Origin of the sequence: Gallibacter sp. Marseille-QA0791, assembly GCF_965119705.1 — a bacterium.
Classification (GTDB): Bacteria; Bacillota; Clostridia; order Peptostreptococcales; family Anaerovoracaceae; genus Lentihominibacter; species Lentihominibacter excrementipullorum.
Genome location: NZ_CBCPMH010000001.1, coordinates 1,001,983 through 1,020,679, shown reverse-complemented (window position 1 = coordinate 1,020,679; position 18,697 = coordinate 1,001,983). Strand labels below are relative to the sequence as shown.

General features: G+C 46.5%; 19 protein-coding genes and 1 pseudogene. 18 read left to right on the top strand and 2 right to left on the bottom strand.

Annotated features, from left to right (window positions below; translation table 11 throughout):
* Positions 1-17: 17 nt before the first annotated feature.
* Entirely contained in the window at positions 18-662 is a 645-nt protein-coding gene (locus ACQY69_RS04670; protein ID WP_428259044.1) for a flavin reductase family protein, read from the top strand.
* Positions 663-675: 13 nt separating this feature from the next.
* On the opposite strand, the gene ACQY69_RS04665 is transcribed toward ACQY69_RS04670, so the two are convergent.
* The gene (locus ACQY69_RS04665) at positions 676-813 is read right to left on the bottom strand and encodes a hypothetical protein (RefSeq protein WP_428259042.1); all 138 of its coding nucleotides are present in this window, start codon (positions 811-813) and stop codon (positions 676-678) included.
* 201 nt (positions 814-1,014) lie between these two features.
* Between ACQY69_RS04665 and ACQY69_RS04660 the strand changes: the two genes are divergently transcribed.
* Positions 1,015-1,872 (top strand): alpha/beta hydrolase, encoded by an 858-nt coding sequence (locus ACQY69_RS04660; RefSeq protein ID WP_428259040.1) that lies wholly within the window; start codon positions 1,015-1,017, stop codon positions 1,870-1,872.
* A gap of 49 nt (positions 1,873-1,921) precedes the next feature.
* Positions 1,922-2,155 (top strand): hypothetical protein, encoded by a 234-nt coding sequence (locus ACQY69_RS04655; protein ID WP_428259038.1) that lies wholly within the window; start codon positions 1,922-1,924, stop codon positions 2,153-2,155.
* Positions 2,156-2,194: 39 nt separating this feature from the next.
* On the opposite strand, the gene ACQY69_RS04650 is transcribed toward ACQY69_RS04655, so the two are convergent.
* On the bottom strand, positions 2,195-3,901 hold the full coding sequence (locus tag ACQY69_RS04650) for an Rqc2 family fibronectin-binding protein (RefSeq protein ID WP_428259037.1): 1,707 nt from the start codon (positions 3,899-3,901) through the stop codon (positions 2,195-2,197).
* A gap of 89 nt (positions 3,902-3,990) precedes the next feature.
* Here ACQY69_RS04650 and ACQY69_RS04645 point away from each other — a divergent pair, with 89 nt between their 5' ends.
* The 15 genes and pseudogenes from ACQY69_RS04645 to ACQY69_RS04575 all read left to right on the top strand — a co-directional run bounded on the left by ACQY69_RS04645 (position 3,991) and on the right by ACQY69_RS04575 (position 18,694).
* A complete protein-coding gene (locus tag ACQY69_RS04645; RefSeq protein WP_428259035.1) occupies positions 3,991-4,875 on the top strand; it encodes a YicC/YloC family endoribonuclease in 885 nt (294 codons plus the stop codon).
* A 229-nt stretch (positions 4,876-5,104) separates the two neighbouring features.
* Positions 5,105-5,998, top strand: a complete 894-nt coding sequence (gene aguB, locus ACQY69_RS04640) for an N-carbamoylputrescine amidase (RefSeq protein ID WP_428259034.1) — start codon at positions 5,105-5,107, stop codon at positions 5,996-5,998.
* Positions 5,999-6,038: 40 nt separating this feature from the next.
* Positions 6,039-7,682: an APC family permease gene (locus tag ACQY69_RS04635; RefSeq protein ID WP_428259032.1), complete on the top strand. Its 1,644-nt coding sequence runs from the start codon at positions 6,039-6,041 to the stop codon at positions 7,680-7,682.
* A 218-nt stretch (positions 7,683-7,900) separates the two neighbouring features.
* Positions 7,901-8,515, top strand: a complete 615-nt coding sequence (gene gmk / locus ACQY69_RS04630) for a guanylate kinase (protein WP_428259030.1) — start codon at positions 7,901-7,903, stop codon at positions 8,513-8,515.
* Complete coding sequence (gene rpoZ / locus ACQY69_RS04625; RefSeq protein ID WP_428259028.1) at positions 8,515-8,712, top strand: DNA-directed RNA polymerase subunit omega; 198 nt, start codon at positions 8,515-8,517, stop codon at positions 8,710-8,712. The genes gmk and rpoZ overlap by 1 nt, the downstream gene beginning before the upstream one ends.
* A 109-nt stretch (positions 8,713-8,821) precedes the next feature.
* Positions 8,822-9,226, top strand: a complete 405-nt coding sequence (locus ACQY69_RS04620; protein ID WP_428259026.1) for a LytTR family transcriptional regulator DNA-binding domain-containing protein — start codon at positions 8,822-8,824, stop codon at positions 9,224-9,226.
* A gap of 159 nt (positions 9,227-9,385) precedes the next feature.
* The gene (gene rpsB, locus ACQY69_RS04615) at positions 9,386-10,183 is read left to right on the top strand and encodes a 30S ribosomal protein S2 (protein ID WP_428259025.1); all 798 of its coding nucleotides are present in this window, start codon (positions 9,386-9,388) and stop codon (positions 10,181-10,183) included.
* Between the two features lie 44 nt (positions 10,184-10,227).
* Positions 10,228-11,331 carry a translation elongation factor Ts gene (tsf, locus tag ACQY69_RS04610; RefSeq protein WP_428259023.1) on the top strand — a complete coding sequence of 368 codons (1,104 nt, stop codon included), beginning with the start codon at positions 10,228-10,230 and terminating at the stop codon, positions 11,329-11,331.
* A gap of 190 nt (positions 11,332-11,521) precedes the next feature.
* A pseudogene (locus ACQY69_RS04605) lies at positions 11,522-11,620 on the top strand (hypothetical protein); the annotation flags it as partial.
* A gap of 453 nt (positions 11,621-12,073) precedes the next feature.
* Complete coding sequence (locus tag ACQY69_RS04600) at positions 12,074-14,077, top strand: FAD-dependent oxidoreductase (protein WP_428259021.1); 2,004 nt, start codon at positions 12,074-12,076, stop codon at positions 14,075-14,077.
* Between the two features lie 353 nt (positions 14,078-14,430).
* Entirely contained in the window at positions 14,431-15,675 is a 1,245-nt protein-coding gene (locus tag ACQY69_RS04595) for an MFS transporter (protein ID WP_428259019.1), read from the top strand.
* A 97-nt stretch (positions 15,676-15,772) separates the two neighbouring features.
* Entirely contained in the window at positions 15,773-15,958 is a 186-nt protein-coding gene (locus tag ACQY69_RS04590) for a hypothetical protein (RefSeq protein WP_428259017.1), read from the top strand.
* Positions 15,927-16,268, top strand: a complete 342-nt coding sequence (locus tag ACQY69_RS04585) for a hypothetical protein (protein WP_428259015.1) — start codon at positions 15,927-15,929, stop codon at positions 16,266-16,268. The genes ACQY69_RS04590 and ACQY69_RS04585 overlap by 32 nt, the downstream gene beginning before the upstream one ends.
* Positions 16,269-16,434: 166 nt before the next feature.
* Positions 16,435-17,610, top strand: a complete 1,176-nt coding sequence (locus tag ACQY69_RS04580; protein ID WP_428259013.1) for a cobalamin-dependent protein — start codon at positions 16,435-16,437, stop codon at positions 17,608-17,610.
* 88 nt (positions 17,611-17,698) lie between these two features.
* Complete coding sequence (locus ACQY69_RS04575) at positions 17,699-18,694, top strand: uroporphyrinogen decarboxylase family protein (RefSeq protein WP_428259011.1); 996 nt, start codon at positions 17,699-17,701, stop codon at positions 18,692-18,694.
* Positions 18,695-18,697: the final 3 nt, after the last annotated feature.

The window sequence follows — 18,697 nt, the reverse complement described above, 5'->3', positions numbered from 1 at the left end:
GTTTCGGAGGGACTGATATGGGGAAGATAGTATTCAAACCGGGAACGATGCTCAATCCTGTTCCGGCCGTGATGGTATCGTGCGGTGACGGCCAGGTGAAAAACATAATAACAATAGCCTGGACAGGCATCATAAACTCCGATCCGCCTATCACATATGTGTCGGTGAGAAAATCCAGGTATTCTCATGACATAATAGAGCGGACCGGGGAATTCGTGATAAATCTCACTACGGAAAAGCTGGCTTTTGCCGCTGATTACTGTGGCGTCAGATCGGGACGGGATGTAGACAAGTTCGAGCAGCAGAAACTGACGGCGATAGAGAGCCGGATCGTGAGCTGTCCGTCCATAGAGGAATCGCCTGTCAACATAGAATGCCGTGTGATGGAGAAAAAAGAGTATCCTACTCATGATATGTTCATAGCTGAGATCGTCAGCGTATCAGTCGACGAATCACTGATGGATGAAAACGGCAGACTGTGTCTGGACGAAGCGGGGCTCGTCGCTTATAACCATGGCCATTATTTTGCTCTTGCGAAGAGGGCGCTGGGAAGGTTCGGGTTCTCAGTGATGAAACCGAAGACCAGGAAGCGTATCGAGGCGAAGAACCGAAGAGACGGGAAGAGAAAGGACTCCACTAAGAGAGGCCGACGGAGAAAGTGAAATCCGGTCTCGTTCAGGTCCTGGTACGCACCTGGCTGTCGATCTGAAAATCGGATTTCAGATGCTGAAGACAGTCTTCGCATACGTGGCCGGTCTTGAATACGTGCAGATCGCCGTATACGCAGCCGCACAGCGTGCATGTCTTTTTCATAGCGCGTCCTCCTTTCCTGAGAATGGGCAACCGTTCACATTCCGTCGGCCAGTGATAATGGAGTCGTATTATGAGTTTATTGTAGCGGTATGATCATTGCAAGGATAATATGCGGAGTTGTAACTAACGGTCATTTTTTTGAAATGTTCTGGCTGATAGCAGAGGTCGGAGAGAGTGTCACAGTCACAGAAGGTAAATATCATGTATGAAAAATTTGTTCTGAAAAAAGCAGCTGACGGGGAGATCCGGGGATATTCGTGGCCGGTGGAGGAACCGGACAAAGTGGTATGTATCGTCCACGGCATAGGCGAGTACGGCGGAAGGTTCGACCGGGTGGCGGAGGCGTTCAGGAGTGTGAACATGGCTGTCGCGGCTTTGGATCTGAGGGGTCATGGAGAGTCCCTCGGAAGGAAAGGCGACTGCGCTCCCAGGAAAGCTGTGCTGGATGACGTGAGCGCATTGATCGAGTGGGCGGAACGGCAGTACACAGGGAAGCCGCTGGTATTGTACGGACACAGCATGGGTGGCAACATAGTGCTTGATTACAGAGGGCGTGGTGAGCTCAGTGATCATCCGTCAGCATATGTGATCTCTGCTCCCTGGCTTAGACTGGTCCGGCCGGTTCCCGCACCGCTTTATAAAGTTGTAAGGCTGCTGGCCAGGATGATGCCGTCTGTGACTATCGGATCCAGCATAGATGAGAAGCTTCTGGGGAATCCTGAGATGGTGAAGCCCTTCGTGGAAAACCCTATGGTCCACAACAGGATATCTTTGCAGTGCGCTGTCGAAGGTTTTGAAACTGGTATCGCCCTCGAGCAGGGCGAGGCTGACGATGACGGACGGGCTCATTCCATCCCTATTCTGCTGATGCACGGGAGCGAAGACAGGATATGCGACGTGGAAGGGAGCAGGCGCATTGCTGCCAGGATGAAGGCTCAAGGGGAACCTGTCACGTATGTGGAGTGGGAAGGGCTTTATCATGAGATACATAACGGCAGCGAGACCAGTACGGGCGAAGAAGTGATAGAAGCTATGATGGAGTGGATGAGATCTCTGTGAATGACGCGGACCGGGATCGTATCGACGGCTTATACAGGAGAAGACAGCATTGCTGGGGTTCGCGGCAGGCGTGATGATAGCGGCTTCCGTCTGGTCGCTGCTGATACCGGCCATAGAGCTGTCAGAGGAAAAGTACGATCTGGCGTGGTTCCCGGCTCTTGCCGGGTTCTGTGCCGGTGTGGCATTCCTTTTTCTTCTGACTCGTCTTGTTCCTCATCTCCACTTGGATTCGGACAAACCGGAGGGGCCGGACAGCGGGATTCGCCCTTATGATGGTCCTTGATGTAGCGCTGGGGTGAAGAAACGGAAAATCTTATTGCTGTCAGCGAGTCATTTCCTCATCGGGCAGCTTCGGGCTCACGTACAGCGTCCTGTTGTGAGTGAAGATGACCATGCCAGGACTGGCTCCGCCAGGCTTTTTGACGTATTTTATCTTTGTGTAGTCTACAGGGACGTTTTCTGAATCGCGGCCCTTACTGTGATAAGCGGCGATGGCAGCGGCTTCGAAGAGCTCATCTTCGGACGGTTCCGCTCCATCCAGCAGCAGTACTGTGTGAGAGCCGGGGATATCCTTGGTGTGGAGCCACATATCTGAGGAAGCAGCTCTTTTCAATGTCAGCCAGTCGTTTTCCCTGTTGTTACGCCCTACCAGCACTGTTTTACCGGAGGGCAGGATATAAGATAGAGGTCTGGGTCTGTTTTTTCGCTCCTGTCCCTTTCTGTTTTTTCGATAACGGATGTAGCCGGATCCGATAAGCTCCTGTCTGAGCAGCTCTGTCTCCTCTACGGTTTCAGCCCGTTCAGCGTAAGATGCTACCGATTCCAGATAGGCTATTTGACGGGAGACTTCTTCCAGCTGGACCTGTTTTTCCTTGACAGCTGTCTTGGCTTTGCCGTATTTCTTGTAGAAGTTTTGAGCATTTTTTGCCGGTGAATATTTGGGATCCAGTGGTATTTTGACTGATGAACCATCGTAATAGCTGATCACTTCCACAGAAGTGTCACCCGGCTTGGCTACGTGGAGGTTAGCTGTCAATAATTCGCCGTACAGTCTGTACTTATCGGAATTCCTGGCTTTCTGAAGATCCTCGTTGAGCCGTTGTGTCTTAAGGCGCAGCTTGCTCAGATGATTGTTTATGAGCCGCAGAAGATCGTTGGACTTTTGTTTCACGGTGTTTGAGGCTTCTCTGTTTTTAAAAAAATAGGCGGCGGCCTCGCTGAAGCTGTCGAAGGTGAGACGGCGGTACGCGTTCTCCAAAGTAGAGAGAGGAGTCACGTGAAAATCGACAGGCTTGCCTGTTTCGTCAAGATATACCACAGGAGTGATGTTGCCATTGTCTATGGATCCTATGATATCCCGCAGCTTGGCAAAGCAGGCTTTACCGTCCCCGCAGTCTGCGATGGTCTGCGCCAGAGCCGGAGATATGCCCTGTATGTGATCCAGGATGCTGCGCTCAGGCTGGGACTGGCCCTCCACCAGCCTTTCCATATCGGCTTCTGTCACTGTAGTGAATGGTATCTTTTCCTGAGTCGGAGGATACTGGTAAGCCTTTCCTGGCAGACTCTGCCTGGCGCGGTTCACATCGATGGAGACATGCTTGATGCTGTCGATTATCCTGCCGGTTTCCATGTCCACCAGGGATATGTTGCTGTGCTTTCCCATCAGCTCTATTATCAGCTTCTTATTGACAGAGAAGCCCAGTTCATTTACAGTCTCCAGCAGTATCTCGATTATCCTGTCGTTTTCGTGCTGGACGATATCCGTTATTCTGGCAGCCCCCAGGTGCTTTCTCAGGACCATGCAGAAAGTAGGTGGTTCTTTGGGATTTTCAGGTGTCTGATCGACCAGATAGGCCGCGGCGTGGTTGCTGCTGGCCGACATGAACAGTCTCTGCTTCCCCTGCTTCGTATGTATTATTAACAGCAGATGCTCCGGCTGGGGCTGATAGATCTTTTCTATCTTCCCAAGAGAGAGCCTGCTTTTGAATTCCTTTACCGCAGCATATGTGACTGCACCGTCAAAAGACATGTCTGTTTCCTCCTGTCGATATTTATGATATAATAAATAATTATTTCAGTAACCATATTATCATACGAGCGGAAGAAATGGGGAAAAAGATGATAAAAAGCATGACCGGGTTCGGAAGAGGAGAATATTCGGACGGAAAGAGGATGATAACGGCCGAGATAAAGACCGTGAACCACAGGTATTCAGATGTCAGTGTGAAGATGCCCAGGAGATATTCCTTCGCTGAGGAAAGAATAAAAGCAGCGGCCAAGAAGAGCATGAAAAGAGGCAAGGCAGAGATTTCCATAATAGTGGAGAATGTGACAGAAGATGATATGACAGTAAAGCTCAACGCGCTTCTGGCAAAACAGTATATAGACGCTCTCAGGGAATTGCAGGATACATATGGTCTGGGCGGCGATATCGATATAGAGCTGGTATCGACTATGCCGGATGTAATGAGGGCCATACCCGATGTCGAAAACGAGGACGAGGTGGCGGAAGCTATGGAAAAGGCAGTATTGGCTGCTGCGGAGAAGCTGGACGAAATGAGGGCTCAGGAAGGCGGTAAGCTGGCCGAGGATCTGCTGATGAGAGGAGAGTTTATACGGGCTCTGGTCAGAAAGATAGAAGAGAGGGCTCCGATGGTAGTCAAAGATTATACGGAGAGGCTCTGTGAAAGGATACGTGAGCTGACGGAAGATGCGGTAGACGTTTCCGATGAGAGGATATTGATGGAGGCAGCCGTGTTCGCCGATAAATCGAATATCACGGAAGAGCTGGTGAGGCTGGACAGTCACATGGTCCAGCTGAAGCAGATACTGACTTCTGAGACAAGTCCGGTAGGGAAGAAGCTGGATTTCCTGGTGCAGGAGATGAACAGGGAAGCCAACACCATAGGATCAAAATCCAACGATCTGGAGATCACCTCACTGATGCTGGAGACCAAGAGCGAGATAGAGAAGATAAGGGAACAGGTACAGAACATCGAGTGATGGAGAAAAGTTACATATGCCGCACATATATCTGCTTGTGCGGCTGTTCTTTTAAAAACATGATTTAGTTGCTGTATTCTTATGAATACATGTTCTTCAAATACCCGTCCCGATCGCCATAAAGCCCATATTTGTGACAATAATATCATATCAATGAAAAGTAGGAAATGCTATAATTGAAACGAAAATGACAGAAGATTTTCAAAATGTGGGGGAGGGTGATATATCGATGCGAAAAGTGACGGTAGCAGCGACGCAGATGGCGTGCGGCACCAATATGGAGGAGAACATCTCCAATGCTGAAAAGCTGGTGAGAGACGCAGCGTCGAAAGGCGCCAATATCATACAGCTGCAGGAGCTGTTCGCTACTCAGTATTTCGCTCAGGAGGTCAATTATGACCATCTGGCCATTGCGCGCCCTGCGGAAGGACATCCCATGCTGGAGAAGATGAGCAGGCTGGCTAAGGAGCTGTCGGTGGTGATACCCGTGAGCTTTTACGAGGAGGCAGGCAACTGCAGGTTCAACAGTATCATGATCATCGATGCTGACGGCAGACAGCTGGGGATATACCGCAAGACGCATATACCGGATGATCCCGGGTATTACGAGAAATTTTATTTCTCGCCGGGCGACCTTGGATTCAAGGTGTGGGACACGGCCTATGCGAAGATCGGCGTCGGGATCTGCTGGGATCAGTGGTTTCCGGAGGCAGCCAGAGCGATGGCTCTCAAAGGAGCCGAATTTCTGTTGTATCCGACAGCCATAGGGACTTTTGCCGTACCGCCTGAACAGGTGGAACATGAAATGCTGGATTACGATCATTGGCAGAACGTGATGCTGGGACACGCGGCGGCCAATATGATACCGGTGATAGCATCCAACAGGGTGGGAGTCGAAGAAATGGGCGGGACGGCCATCAAGTTCTGGGGTGCGTCTTTCATTTCGGACAACAGAGGCAATAAGCTGCAGGAAGCGTCTGTCGAAGGTGAGGCCGTCCTGACGGCTCAGTTCGACATGGAAGAGCTGGCGGCTTACAGGCAGGAAGTCTGTGTTTTCAGAGACAGGCGCCCTGCGGCGTACGAGACGCTCTTTACATTGGATGGCGTCCATAAGTCCATCTGATCGTTATTATCATTTTATCTATTAAAGGAGGGAGAATTTTATGAAAGTCAAATACGAGGGAGGGCAAGTGCTGACAGATGTGATGCCCGACCTGAAAAAGACGAGATTTTCTTTCGGTGCAGTGCTGTTTTTCATCTTCTGCGCGACCAGCGGCGGCGCTTTTGGTATAGAGTCCATCATTCCGGCTTCCGGTCCGGGAATGACGCTGGTGCTTCTCGTGATCATACCATTGATGTGGGCGTTGCCTATGGGACTTTATGTATCGGAGCTGACCAATCTTGCTCCTGTTGATTCAGGTCCGTATGTATGGGTGAAAATGGCCTTCGGTGAGTTCTGGGGATTTGCCTTTGGTCTGTGGATGGCTGTAGCGTGGTACCTGACGGGAGCGTCGTATATCGTCCTGGCTACTGACTATATAGGCATGTACATAAATATGAGCCCTATGGTGGAGCTGGCGGTGAAGGTAGTTATCATCCTCGTGTTCACAGTAGTGAATCTGCTGGGGCTTCAGGAGGTAAATGTGGTCAATACCATCTTTACGTTCATAATCCTGGCAGCATTCCTGGCTGTAGCCATCGTTGGTCTCGCCAATTGGGAGAATAATCCGTTCGACCCGTTCATGAACGTGGAAGAGGGCGCTTTCTCCAGTCTTGGTGTAGGTATAGCCATCGGCGTATGGATGTTCTGCGGTTATACGGCCATAGCAAACCTGGGCGGAGAGATAGAGAATCCTCAGATAATCCCGAAGGGGATGAAGTGGTGCATCGTTCTGATGATGGTAGCATATATACTCCCGACTCTGGGAGGTATCGTATCCACAGGACCTTGGTACGAATGGGGATATTCGATAGATTATTCGACTGTATTGTCTACTCACGTAGGGAAATGGGCAGGGGTCGCCTTCATGATCACGGCTGTGATATCGCAGCTGGCCCTACTCAATGCGACGACGGCAACGGCGTCAAGGTCGTTCATGATCCTCGGCAAAGACCATCTGTGCCCGAAGTTCCTGTCTACCGTTTCAAAGAACCGCAAGGTGCCTATCTGGCCTATCGTCATCCTTGCTGTACTCAATGTGATACTGGTAAATCTGGACTTCGAGATACTGGTGATCATCCTGTCGCCGCTGCTCTTCGTATGCTATGTGGGATTTGCCGTGGCGTTCCTGAAGCTGAGAAAGCTTTATCCTGTGGAAAAGAGAGGCGACCTGTATTATGTAAAGGGAAGGTTCTCGCCGTACTACATCGTGATATCCATGATGATAATAGGTATCGTAGGCATATTGATGAACGGAACGGAATATTTCCTGCTGGGGTACGTGCTGATACTGTTCGCGCTTCTGATGTATATCATATGCAAGAAGGTATATGGCGGTCTTTCGGTAGAAAATCCGCAGCTCTATCCTGTCAATCCTAAGACAGGATTGTGCAGAGGCGATCTGGTAAGGTTCGGCAGATTTTTCCTGATATTCGGCGTATTAGCTCTGGGCGGATCCTTCTTCCTGAGGTGGTATGAAGGAGACTGGGGTCATGACTATTATCTCGATCTGTACGGCTCCGGACTCATCAGCAACTGGGAGCTGATGATAACTCTCATCACTTGGGTCGGAATCGGTATGCTGGCGGCCAGCGTCATCTGCTATCTGGTCGGGAGGAAAGTGGATCCTATACCTGATGATGAATGACAGTGCTTCTGACGATACTGTTGACTGCTGTCGTATCATCATACCGATGACGACAGGATAACAGCTCGTGATCGAAAGTGATTTGTACATTAATGCTTGAAGAATAAACGGAACAGTGGTATAATTACTGTTCAGACAAGATTCGGACTTAGCTCCGGCGATGACTGTCGCCGGAGCTTGTCTGAAGTTGGTGATAGTTCGGCGTTTTAGGAGGATAGATGACGAAGGGGAAGCTGTTCGTGATTTCGGGACCTTCCGGAGCCGGGAAGGGAACGATCTGCAAAGAAGTACTGGACGAAGGAAGAAATATAAAGATGTCCGTTTCCATGACGACGCGCGCACCCAGAGTCGGCGAGATAGATAAGATACACTATAATTTCGTCGACCGGGATTCTTTCGAAAGACTGATAGAGGAAGACGGTTTCATAGAGTACGCCGACGTTTACGGCAATCTCTACGGGACGCCGAAGAAGGATGTGCTCGGCTGGATGGAACAGGGAATAGACGTCATATTGGAGATAGATGTGCAGGGAGCTATGCAGGTCAGGCAGTCTTATCCGAGTGGGATATTTATTTTCATATTGCCGCCGTCTATCGAGGAGCTGAGGAAGAGGATAGAGGCCCGAGGCTCGGAAACGCGGGAAACTATGGCCAGGAGGCTCGGTATGGCGATGGAGGAGATATCATCCATCGGACGATACGATTACAGAGTCATAAATGATGACCTGAAATCGGCCATAGGCAAGGTCAGAGCCATAATCACGGCGGAGCAGTGCAGACTTGATGCCGCGGAAGCTGAGATGATAGTCAACAGATATAAGGAGGAGTTATAATGTTATATCCGTCCATAGACGAAATAAGGACCAAGGTGGACAGCAAGTACACACTGGTAGTGCTGGCGGCCAAAAGGGCCAGAGATATCATAGAAGGGATGCCGAAGCTCACTGAAGCAGATGTGGAGAAACCGGTCTCTATAGCGGCCAACGAGATCGCTGAAGACCTGATAACCTACAGGGAAGGCGATGCATAGAGAAAGGTTGTCTCTTTTTCAGACATAATTCTTTGGATATCAACAGCGAAAACCCTCTTTTTGTGAGAGAATATCACTGTATTCTTCACTGCGGAAAGGGGGCTTTTTTATGAGCGGACTCGTTATCCACAAGGGAACGGGGATATATGTGGTGGAACTGGAGGAGATCCTTTACATGGAAAAAGCGTTGCGTAAGATAAGGCTTCATTTCAATGGCGGATCCCGGCACAGGGAAAGCTCCTGTCTGGAGTTTTACGGTAAATTCGCGGACGTGATCCATCACCTGGACCATCGGTTCATGTTTTGCCACAGGAGCTATATCATCAATATGGATGCCATAGTTTGGATGGCCTGCAACACCATATTCCTGGGGACCAGCGACAGTATATATATGGGACGGGCCACTTATGGGAAAGCAAAGAAAATTTTTAAGGATTACCTGACGGAAAAGCGCGGAAAAAATCCCGTTAAATCTTGCGAAAACCGTTGTAATGAAGCGGATTTTATAGTATAGTATTAGCTGGTCTTGATTTTTTTGAGACCGTTGTTATTTATAGTTTACACACAGCAGCAGCCTGGAGGATCGGTGCCATGAGCGTCAGGTTTTGAACGGCGCGGGGTTGCACTCCGGACATAACTGCGGTGGAAGTGGAAAACCGAGAGGAGAAAAAACATGTCAGTAATTTCAATGAAACAGTTGCTTGAAGCAGGTGTGCATTTCGGACACCAGACGAGAAGATGGAACCCTAAGATGGCTCCTTATATCTTTACGGAAAGAAACGGGATCTATATCATAGACCTGCAGAAGACAGTAAAGAAGATAGACGAGGCATATTCTTTCATGAAAGAAGTAGCTGAAAGCGGGAAACCGGTCCTGTTCGTGGGCACTAAGAAACAGGCTCAGGCTGCTATCGAAGACGAAGCTAAGAGATGCGATATGTACTATGTCAATCAGAGATGGCTCGGCGGTATGCTGACCAACTATAAGACTATTTCCGGAAGAATAAAGAGACTTAACGACATAAAGGTCATGGAGGAAGACGGAACCTTCGAGAAGCTGTCCAAGAAAGAAGTTATCAAGCTGAGACTTGAACACGATAAGCTGGAAAAGTTCCTGGGCGGCATCAAGGACATGAAGGGGATGCCGGGCGCCATATTCGTCGTAGACCCTAAGAAGGAAAAAATCGCTGTTAAGGAAGCCAGGATACTGGGTATCCCTGTTGTCGGAATCGTAGATACCAATTGCGATCCTGATGATGTGGATTACATCATCCCTGCCAACGACGACGCCATCAGAGCGGTAAAACTGATAGCGGGATGCATGGCAGACGCCATTATCGAAGCCAAGCAGGGTGAAAGCTTCGACGAAGGCGAAGAAGCAGGATCGACTGAGGCGGCGGAGGCTGAAAACGTAGCCGAAGCTGCAGAGGACAAGGCGGAAGAAGGCGCAGCTGAGAACGCTGACGCATAATGAGCGTACAAATTATTATCGTATAAATATCAGGAGGAACGAAAATGGCTGTAACAGCTAAAATGGTAAAAGAACTGCGTGAAATGACAGGCGCAGGGATGATGGATTGTAAGAAAGCACTCGTTGAAACAGACGGGGATATGGATAAGGCCGTAGAGCTCCTGAGGGAGAAAGGCCTGGCAAAGGCTGCAAAGAAAGCGGGCAGGATCGCGGCTATGGGTCTGGTAAAGATCGCATCCGCAGCTGACGGCAAAGCAGCTGCCATCGTAGAAGTGAACTCGGAGACCGACTTCGTTGCCAAGAATGACGAATTCATAACTTTCGTTGATACTCTGGCAAAGATGGCTCTGGAGAACGATGTAGACGATATGGACGCCTTCATGGCACTCCCTTACGGAGATGAGGGTACTGTTCGGGATGCGCTCACGAACAAGATCGCTACGATCGGTGAGAACATGTCGATCAGAAGATTTGAAAAAGTGACAGGTGAAACAGTCGTATCATATATCCACGGCGGAAGGATCGGCGCTATCGTTGCAGGAAACATAACGGCTACAGATGAAGTGAAGGCCGCTCTGACAAACATCGCTATGCAGGTTGCTGCAATGAATCCTCAGTATGTCAGCAGAGATGATATCTCAGAAGAGGAAATGACAAAGCTGCACGACATCACTCTTGAAAGTGCACTGAATGATCCGTTCACTCTTCCTAAACCTATACTGAATGATCTGCTGGACAAGGCTGTGGACGGCGTGTGGAGTCAGGAAGACGTGGACGTGCTGGCAGAAAAGAGAGCTGACAAGGGATTCAACTTTAATTATCTGCCTAATTTCCTGTCGGAAGATGCCAAGGCCAAGCTGGCTCAGCTGGCAGTTGCCGATAAGGCAAATATTTCCGAGAACAAGATTTTCACAGGTCTTGTCAGCGGGAGAGTCTCAAAGCAGCTTAAGGAGATCTGCCTTTTAGACCAGACTTACGTCAGAGCAGAAGATGGCAAGCAGACTGTTGCCCAGTACATGGCTACGGTGGACAAAGCTCTTGCCATTACAAAGGTAGTTCGTTTCGAAGTAGGCGAAGGTATCGAGAAAAAGGAAGAGGACTTCGCTGCCGAGGTAGCGGCACAGCAGGCAGCTGCGGCTAAGAAATAAAGCCCTGCCCGTATCTTTGATACGGCGCGCAGGACTTATGCAAAGCTTTCCCAAATCTTTGATTTGGTGAAAACGACTGCGAAACTTTGAAATAAGGCTTTTAACCCCTGAAAGCATTGAAATTCAGTGCTTCAGGGGTTTTTTGCTGCCGGAAATCCGATGTTGCAAAGTATCATAAGAATCTGGAGGAACGGGGAACGATCCGATGCAGGCTTCCGAGTGCGGGTTCAATAAGAAATACCCTAAGAAGTCTAACGGAATAACAGATCCGAAGTATTCTATCAGCTGAGGAATTTTCAAAGGCGCAATCGAAGCAGAACGTATGGTCTTCTTATGGCGATACGAACTATGTGGAATATGTATTGGCATGTGAATCCGGAGATGAAATGTAGTTAATTCAACAGTTAAAAGGTGGAAAATACAAACCTAATCCAGTTCTCGCTTCCTCTATTTTGAAAATCAAAAGTAAATCAGAAAAAATCGCTTAAAAGCTTATATAATACTTGTATTTTTATTTTAGTAGACTAAGTATATTGAAACAGTATGTACAATTAGTCACATATATCTGTATTTTTTTTCATATCGGGACATTAATCGAAGTATGAAAGTAAGTGATCATATAAAAGAGTATCTATTGTCAAGGAACGTTATACGATTTATAAATGAATAATAATGCTGGGAGATATAAAATTGAATAAAAAACATCGGATATATTGTAAATAATAAGGGAGGAAAAATTGAAATGAAGGAAATATATAAATCACTATTTACTCCATTTAAGATCGGAAATGTAAAGATAAAAAACAGATTCGTAATGTGCCCTATGACGGGAACTGCAATTATAAACAATAATGAGTTCAATTATGAGGCTGAAAAATTCTATTTGGAAAGAGCTAAGAACGGAGTAGGTCTTATTGTAACTGCGCCGTCTATGATATTTGATATGTGGGGGAGAGGGTTCTGGCTTACAGAAGCAAAGAATGCTTTTGGAACACCGTTAAGGAATTTCGTAAACAAGATACATGAAGAGGATGCAAGGGTTTTTATGCAGCTGGGAGTTGGCTTAGGCCGTGTAATATATCCTAAACCTGTAGAATTTATAAAAGGTGCGAACATTGAAAATATTAAGATCGCCGCGAGTAAGCTGCGCAATGTATGGGATACATCCATGGTGCACAGGGCGTTGACGACAGAAGAAGTAAAAACTTTGCGTGACAATACGATTTTAGCGGCAAAAATGGCCAAAGATGCAGGTATGGATGGAGTAGAAATCCATGCAGTGCATGAAGGCTATTTGCTGGATCAGTTTGCTATAGAATCCATGAACAGCAGAACCGACGAGTATGGCGGTTCGTTGGAAAACAGAATGCGGCTGGCGTGTGAAATAATAAAGGGTATTAAGGAAAGCTGCGGGGAGGATTTTCCTGTAACAGTAAGATATAGTGTTGTCAGCAAGATGAAGGGATTCAATGACGGAGCATTGCCGGGAGAAGACTTTGTTGAGTTCGGAAGAGATTATGAGGAAAGCATAGCTGTAGCAAAAATTCTGGAAGAAGCAGGCTGCGATGGATTGAATGCGGATAACGGAACGTATGATTCATGGTATTGGGCGCACCCACCTATGTATATGGGCAGAGCATGCAACCTTGAGGATGTTTCGTTTATAAAAAAACATGTAAATATACCGGTAATCTGTGCAGGGCGGATGGAGGACCATGCGGTGTCTGCAAAAGCGGTAAGTGAAGGCCTGATAGATGCAGTAGGAGTCGCGCGTCAGTTTCTTGCCGACTCGGCATGGATAGAAAAATTAAAGGCGGACAAAGAAGACGATATCAGACCTTGCATAGCATGTCATAACGGATGCCTCGGTAGTCTGCTGCAGGGAAAAGGACTGTCATGTGCGCTGGATCCATCTGTGATGCATGATGAAGAATACAAAGTGATGCGAGCGGATAAAGCGAAAAAAGTTATTATCGTAGGCGGCGGTATCGGCGGAATGGAAGCTGCAAGAATACTTACTCTGAGAGGTCATAAAGCAAGCATATATGAAAAAGGCAGTAAGCTGGGCGGTGTCTTTAATGCGGCAGCTGCGCCGGATTTCAAAGAAGCTGATAAAGCTCTGCTTGCATGGTATGAAAAACAGATGAAAGAACTTGGCATAGATGTGCATTTTGGGACAGAGGTAACCAAAGATGTGATAGAAGGTGAAACTCCGGATGCGGTAATAGTAGCCAGCGGTGCTGCTCCGAGAAAGCTTAGCTTTAAAGGTGAAGCCGAAGGACAGGTCGTTTCGGCAATAGATTTTCTCCTTGGAAACAAAGCTGTGGGAAAGAACATCATCGTTGTCGGCGGAGGGCTTACCGGATGTGAAATCGCGTATGACATTGCAAGAAAAGGCGGAAATGTTACGCTGGTGGAAATGACCGATAAAATCCTGGCGGCTCCGCTTTTAAGCGCAGCAAATTCCAATATGCTGAGGGACTTGATGAAATATCACAGCGTTGAAATTATTACATCGGCGAAGATTACCGAAATTAACGGAAGCAAAGCGGTTGTAGAGTGTGAAGGTAAGGAAAGAATCATATCTGTCGACAATATAATCGTTTCCGCAGGATATATACCGAATCAACAGCTTTATGAGGACGTGAAAAACATCTGTGATACATATATTATCGGAGACGCTTCAAAGGTAGGAAGCCTGTTGGATGCCATAAAGGCAGCTTATAAAGTGGCTATGGAAATATAATACTTTAAACTGAAAATTTAATATATCAATCAACAGTATATCGTATTGGCAAAATCTGCTGGTACGATATTTGTTTAAACGGAAATTCGGATGCATATTTTTTATGTACAATTGGTTATATGTACATGTACAATTAGATATCAATAAAATCAGAACATATTTGAAATTTGCAAAAAAGTAATTTTGTAAAAGAAAATACTCTCTTTTGTAAATGAATGATAATAAGGGAAATATTACAATTAAGATGAATTCAGACCATGAATCTAAAAAAGGAGGCTATAAAAACTGCTGAAGCACAGCGGTTATAGCCGCTAAAAACTTATTCAACAAATTTACACTACAGGAGGGATAAAATGAGCGAATTATCGACAAAAAGAATTGACAAATTACGTTGGCCAATGCTTGTTCTGATTATGTTGGTCGGCATGACATCGGCATTTTTAAATTGTTTATCTGTATTTGTAGGGCCGCTTTCAATGAAGGGCTGGGATCCTACCATCGTGGTAATGGCATACTCCGTTATGATGGTTATGGCTATTCCGGGCAGTCTTATAGGGGGAAAATTGAAGGCAAAATTTGGAAATCGTTTTGTATTAAAGGTCTGTGGTCTTGGATTTACGGTTTCGGTACTGGTGGCAGCCTTCGCGCCTAATGCATGGGTTTATGTGATTGCTATCGGTGGATTTGCACCATTATTTGTCTATTGTATATATGTTGCGCAGATTGCAAATCTGGGAGAACTGTTCCCGGACAGGAGAGGTCTTGCTACAGGAGCATTGTCTGTAGGAATCTTTCTTGCAGGTGCACTAGTAGTTCCTGTATGTGAAAGAATGACTAGTGCTATAAATGTTACGCCGACTATTGTGGTTTTTGCATTGGTAATAGGCGGAATTACGATTCTTTCGGGATTTATATTGCTGCAGGCGCCGGAAGGATACAAACCTGAGGGCTGGGAAGAGCCCGAGTATGAGATACTGGAAGGCGGTGAGGCAGAAGGCATAAAGGATGTTGGCTGGAAAAAGCTGATAACATTAAAATCCTTCTGGCTTATCACGATTGCCAGTCTGACGGGAACCATACTGACATCCGGTATACAGAGCAACTTTATAATATTGACCGGTGAAATCACGGGAGCTTCAGAAGCTACAGCCGCATGGATTTACACGATATTCTCAATGATAATGGGAATTAGTGCGATTGTTGTAGGAGGAATTTCAGACAAGGTTCTGGGCCCTGTTAAAATCATAGCAATTGCATGTCTGGCGGTTTTCGTTATGGCTTTGTTCTTTATTTTAACAAACGCACAAAGCACACCGATGTATATTGTATTCGTTGCTTTTATAGGCTTGGAGGTCAGCGCATTTTCAACGTTAATCGCAGTAATACTGATGAGAGCTTACGGTACTAAAAATTTCGGTATCAACTTCGGTCTGGCACAGGTCGGTACGCTGATAGGCTCCTCCATAGGACCGCAGCTGGCTATTAGAGGAGCAGATACATTTTTAATCGTTTCGGCGGCGGGTGTACTGCTTTGCGGAATTGTTATGTTTATCCTAGCTAAGGCTCTGAATAAAGAACTCGGAAAGAAAGTTTTCTGATTTTACGTAATCCCAAATAGCAGGCACATTGAAAAGAGAAGGAACCTCCGATAAAATGTCAGCAGGACATATTCAAATGAAGAAACGGAGGATTGCTATGTACAGCAAAGAAGACATCGCGTATTGGATGGACGTATTTGAGAGAGCGAATAGAGTGCCTGTATCAGAAAAGGAATGGTGCAGGCTCAATCATATACCCTACAGACAATATACAGGAAAGAAATACCGGATGAAAAAAGCAGGATATATGTATGGATCAGGAGGAATGCCTTGTAAACTTTAGTGAAATAACAGAAACCTTTTATGCGTACAAGGATGGAAACAGCGGACAGTATCTGTATCCCGACCCGGTCAGCAGTAGCTGTAAGACGAATCTTATGAAAATCATCGTATATGTGATGAAAAGGAAGCCAAAAAGTACTGAGAAATATCTGTTCCAACGAAGTGACCGCAGAGCGGTGTATGTAATACGGATAACGGAATACGGGGTGACGCTTACGAAAGTATATAGAAAAAGAGGAGTGATATCCTGGCCGCAGAAGGGGAAAGGTTTTGGGCAGAAGGGAATGGAAATGTTGCTTGAAATGATATGAAAAAAAGAGCTTGAAAGAGTGGCGGGAAAGCTTCAAAAGCAGGGGAAAACACAAAGGATAAAGCCTTGAAAGCATTGAAATTTCAAGGCTTTTGTAATATAATAAAGACATGATGAAACAGATAGATATGGCATAGATGCCAAGAAAAGAACTTGAAAAATTTGCGATGGAAGCAAGAGGAGAAGCAGAAAGGCTGAGAGCGGTGGTTGAGGCAAAAGAAGCAGAGCTGAGGCATCTGCGCAAAGAAAAATTCGCAGGCAAATCAGAAAAGAGCAGAAACGACAATGTAGATGAGGCTCAGCTCAGTTTTTTCAACGATGCAGAAGCATTAGCACGGCCTGATGCGGAGGAACCGAAATTAGAGAAGGTAAAGCCGCCCCGCAAGCCGAAGAAAAAGGGCCGCAAGAAAGAAAAGCTGGAGAAGCTGCCGGTAAAGAGAACAGAATATGTATTGTCTGAAGAGGAAGCCGTATGTCCGCAATGCGGAAGCGGGCTTGCGCAGATGAAGAAGACGGTACGAAAAGAGGTTGAGATCATTCCTGCAAAGGTGGTCGTGCATGAGCATATCACGCAGCACTATGTATGCAGAGAATGTGAAAAGAAAGAGCTCCATACACCTATACTGCAGGCTGAATCGCCAAAGCCGCTGCTGGCAGGATCATTCCTTTCCCCATCCATGGCTGCATATGTCATAGACAGGAAGTTTGAAAACCGTGACCCGGTTTACAAAATCAGCTCTGATTTCAAATCGCATGCTCTGAATCTGTCTGATCAGACGATCTCTAACTGGATTTTGCGTACATCAGAGGTCTATGGCCGGCCGCTGTACGAAAGGATGTGGGATCACCTTCTGAAATCCGATTACATAAATGCAGATGAGACAACAGTACAGGTGCTGGTAGCGGCGCGTGCTATGAAAATGGGCGCAGAGACGTTGAAACCTTACCTTACGGGAGCGGGTATAGAGTCAAAGGGTACCGTGGTTATAGGTACGGTAGCAGGGGATTTACACGATATAGGTAAGAATCTGGTACGAATGATGATGGAGAGCAAGGGATTTGAAGTTATAGATCTGGGCGTAGATGTTCCTGAGCAGAAGTTTCTTGATGTAGCCAGAGAAAACAATGCCAAGCTTGTATGCTGCTCTGCGTTGCTCACTACGACAATGGAAGCCATGGAAAGAACCGTTGAATTGATAAAAAACAGCGATATTGCAGATAAGGTAAAAATTATGGTGGGAGGAGCGCCGGTAACGCAGAGGTTTAGTGATTCCATAGGAGCAGATTGCTATACTGTTGATGCTGTTTCTGCGGCAGAGGCTGCTGTAAAGCTTGTTTCGTAGAAGTTGAATGCTATGAATATAGTTGATATGTAAAAATATTTTCCAGGAAAGGAGAGCAGGATGATACGATCACCCTGCAAATAAAGAGATGCTGACTGCAAGAGAAAATTTATTGAAGGCATATAATCATGAAATCCCTGAAAGAATCCCTATTTATCAAAGCGATATCAAATACTGGATGCCTCCTGAAATCAGAGAACGCGGTCCCGAAGGCGGAGAGGGTCTGGGTGGAGGAACAGGCTATGATTGGTTCGGAAATCATTGGACGTTTTCGGAGGTTGATATGGGAACGACTCCAACGCCCGGATACGGTCCGATATTGACCGATGTAACAAAATGGAGGGAGCAGATAAAATTCCCTGATTTGAGTACTATTGACTGGAAGGCTGCGTGGGAGCGTGACGGCGCAGATCCTGAGGAATACGAAGGCAAGCTGCGTATGATGATTATATGCAGTGGGCCGCTTGAGCAGCTCCATACCATGATGGGCTTTGATGAAGGCCTGATGGCAACGATTTTAGAGCCGGAAGCCTGTAAGGAATTTTTTGAGGCAATTATAGATTATAAAATAGAGATGCTTGAAGGAATACTTGAGTATTACCCGTTGGATATAGTTGAACAGCATGATGATTACGGACATAATAACAATTCGTTTATTTCTCTTGATCAGTTTAGGGAACTGCTAATGCCTGCATGGCAGAAATATGCCAAGTTCCTTAAGAAAAAGGGAGTTATTTTCCAATTGCATTCATGTGGAAAAAACGAGGGGCTGGTGCCCGGTTTTATAGAAGCGGGAGTACAGTCATGGTCTTCATGTCAGCGTATCAACAATCATAAAGCAATAGTACATGAATATGGCGATAAAATTATTTTGAATCCCGGAATCATGTTCCCGGAATATGATGGGATGGAGTTGACGGAAGAAGAAAAACGTAGAATTTTGGACGATGAAATATTCAGCATTTGCAAAGGCGGAGCATATATTCCGGATATGTGGGACTATAATTTCTACGACACTTTTGTTCAAATGGTAGCGGAGCGTCCGGATTTTTATGAAAAAGCCGAAAATTGCATTTTACCGTAGAAG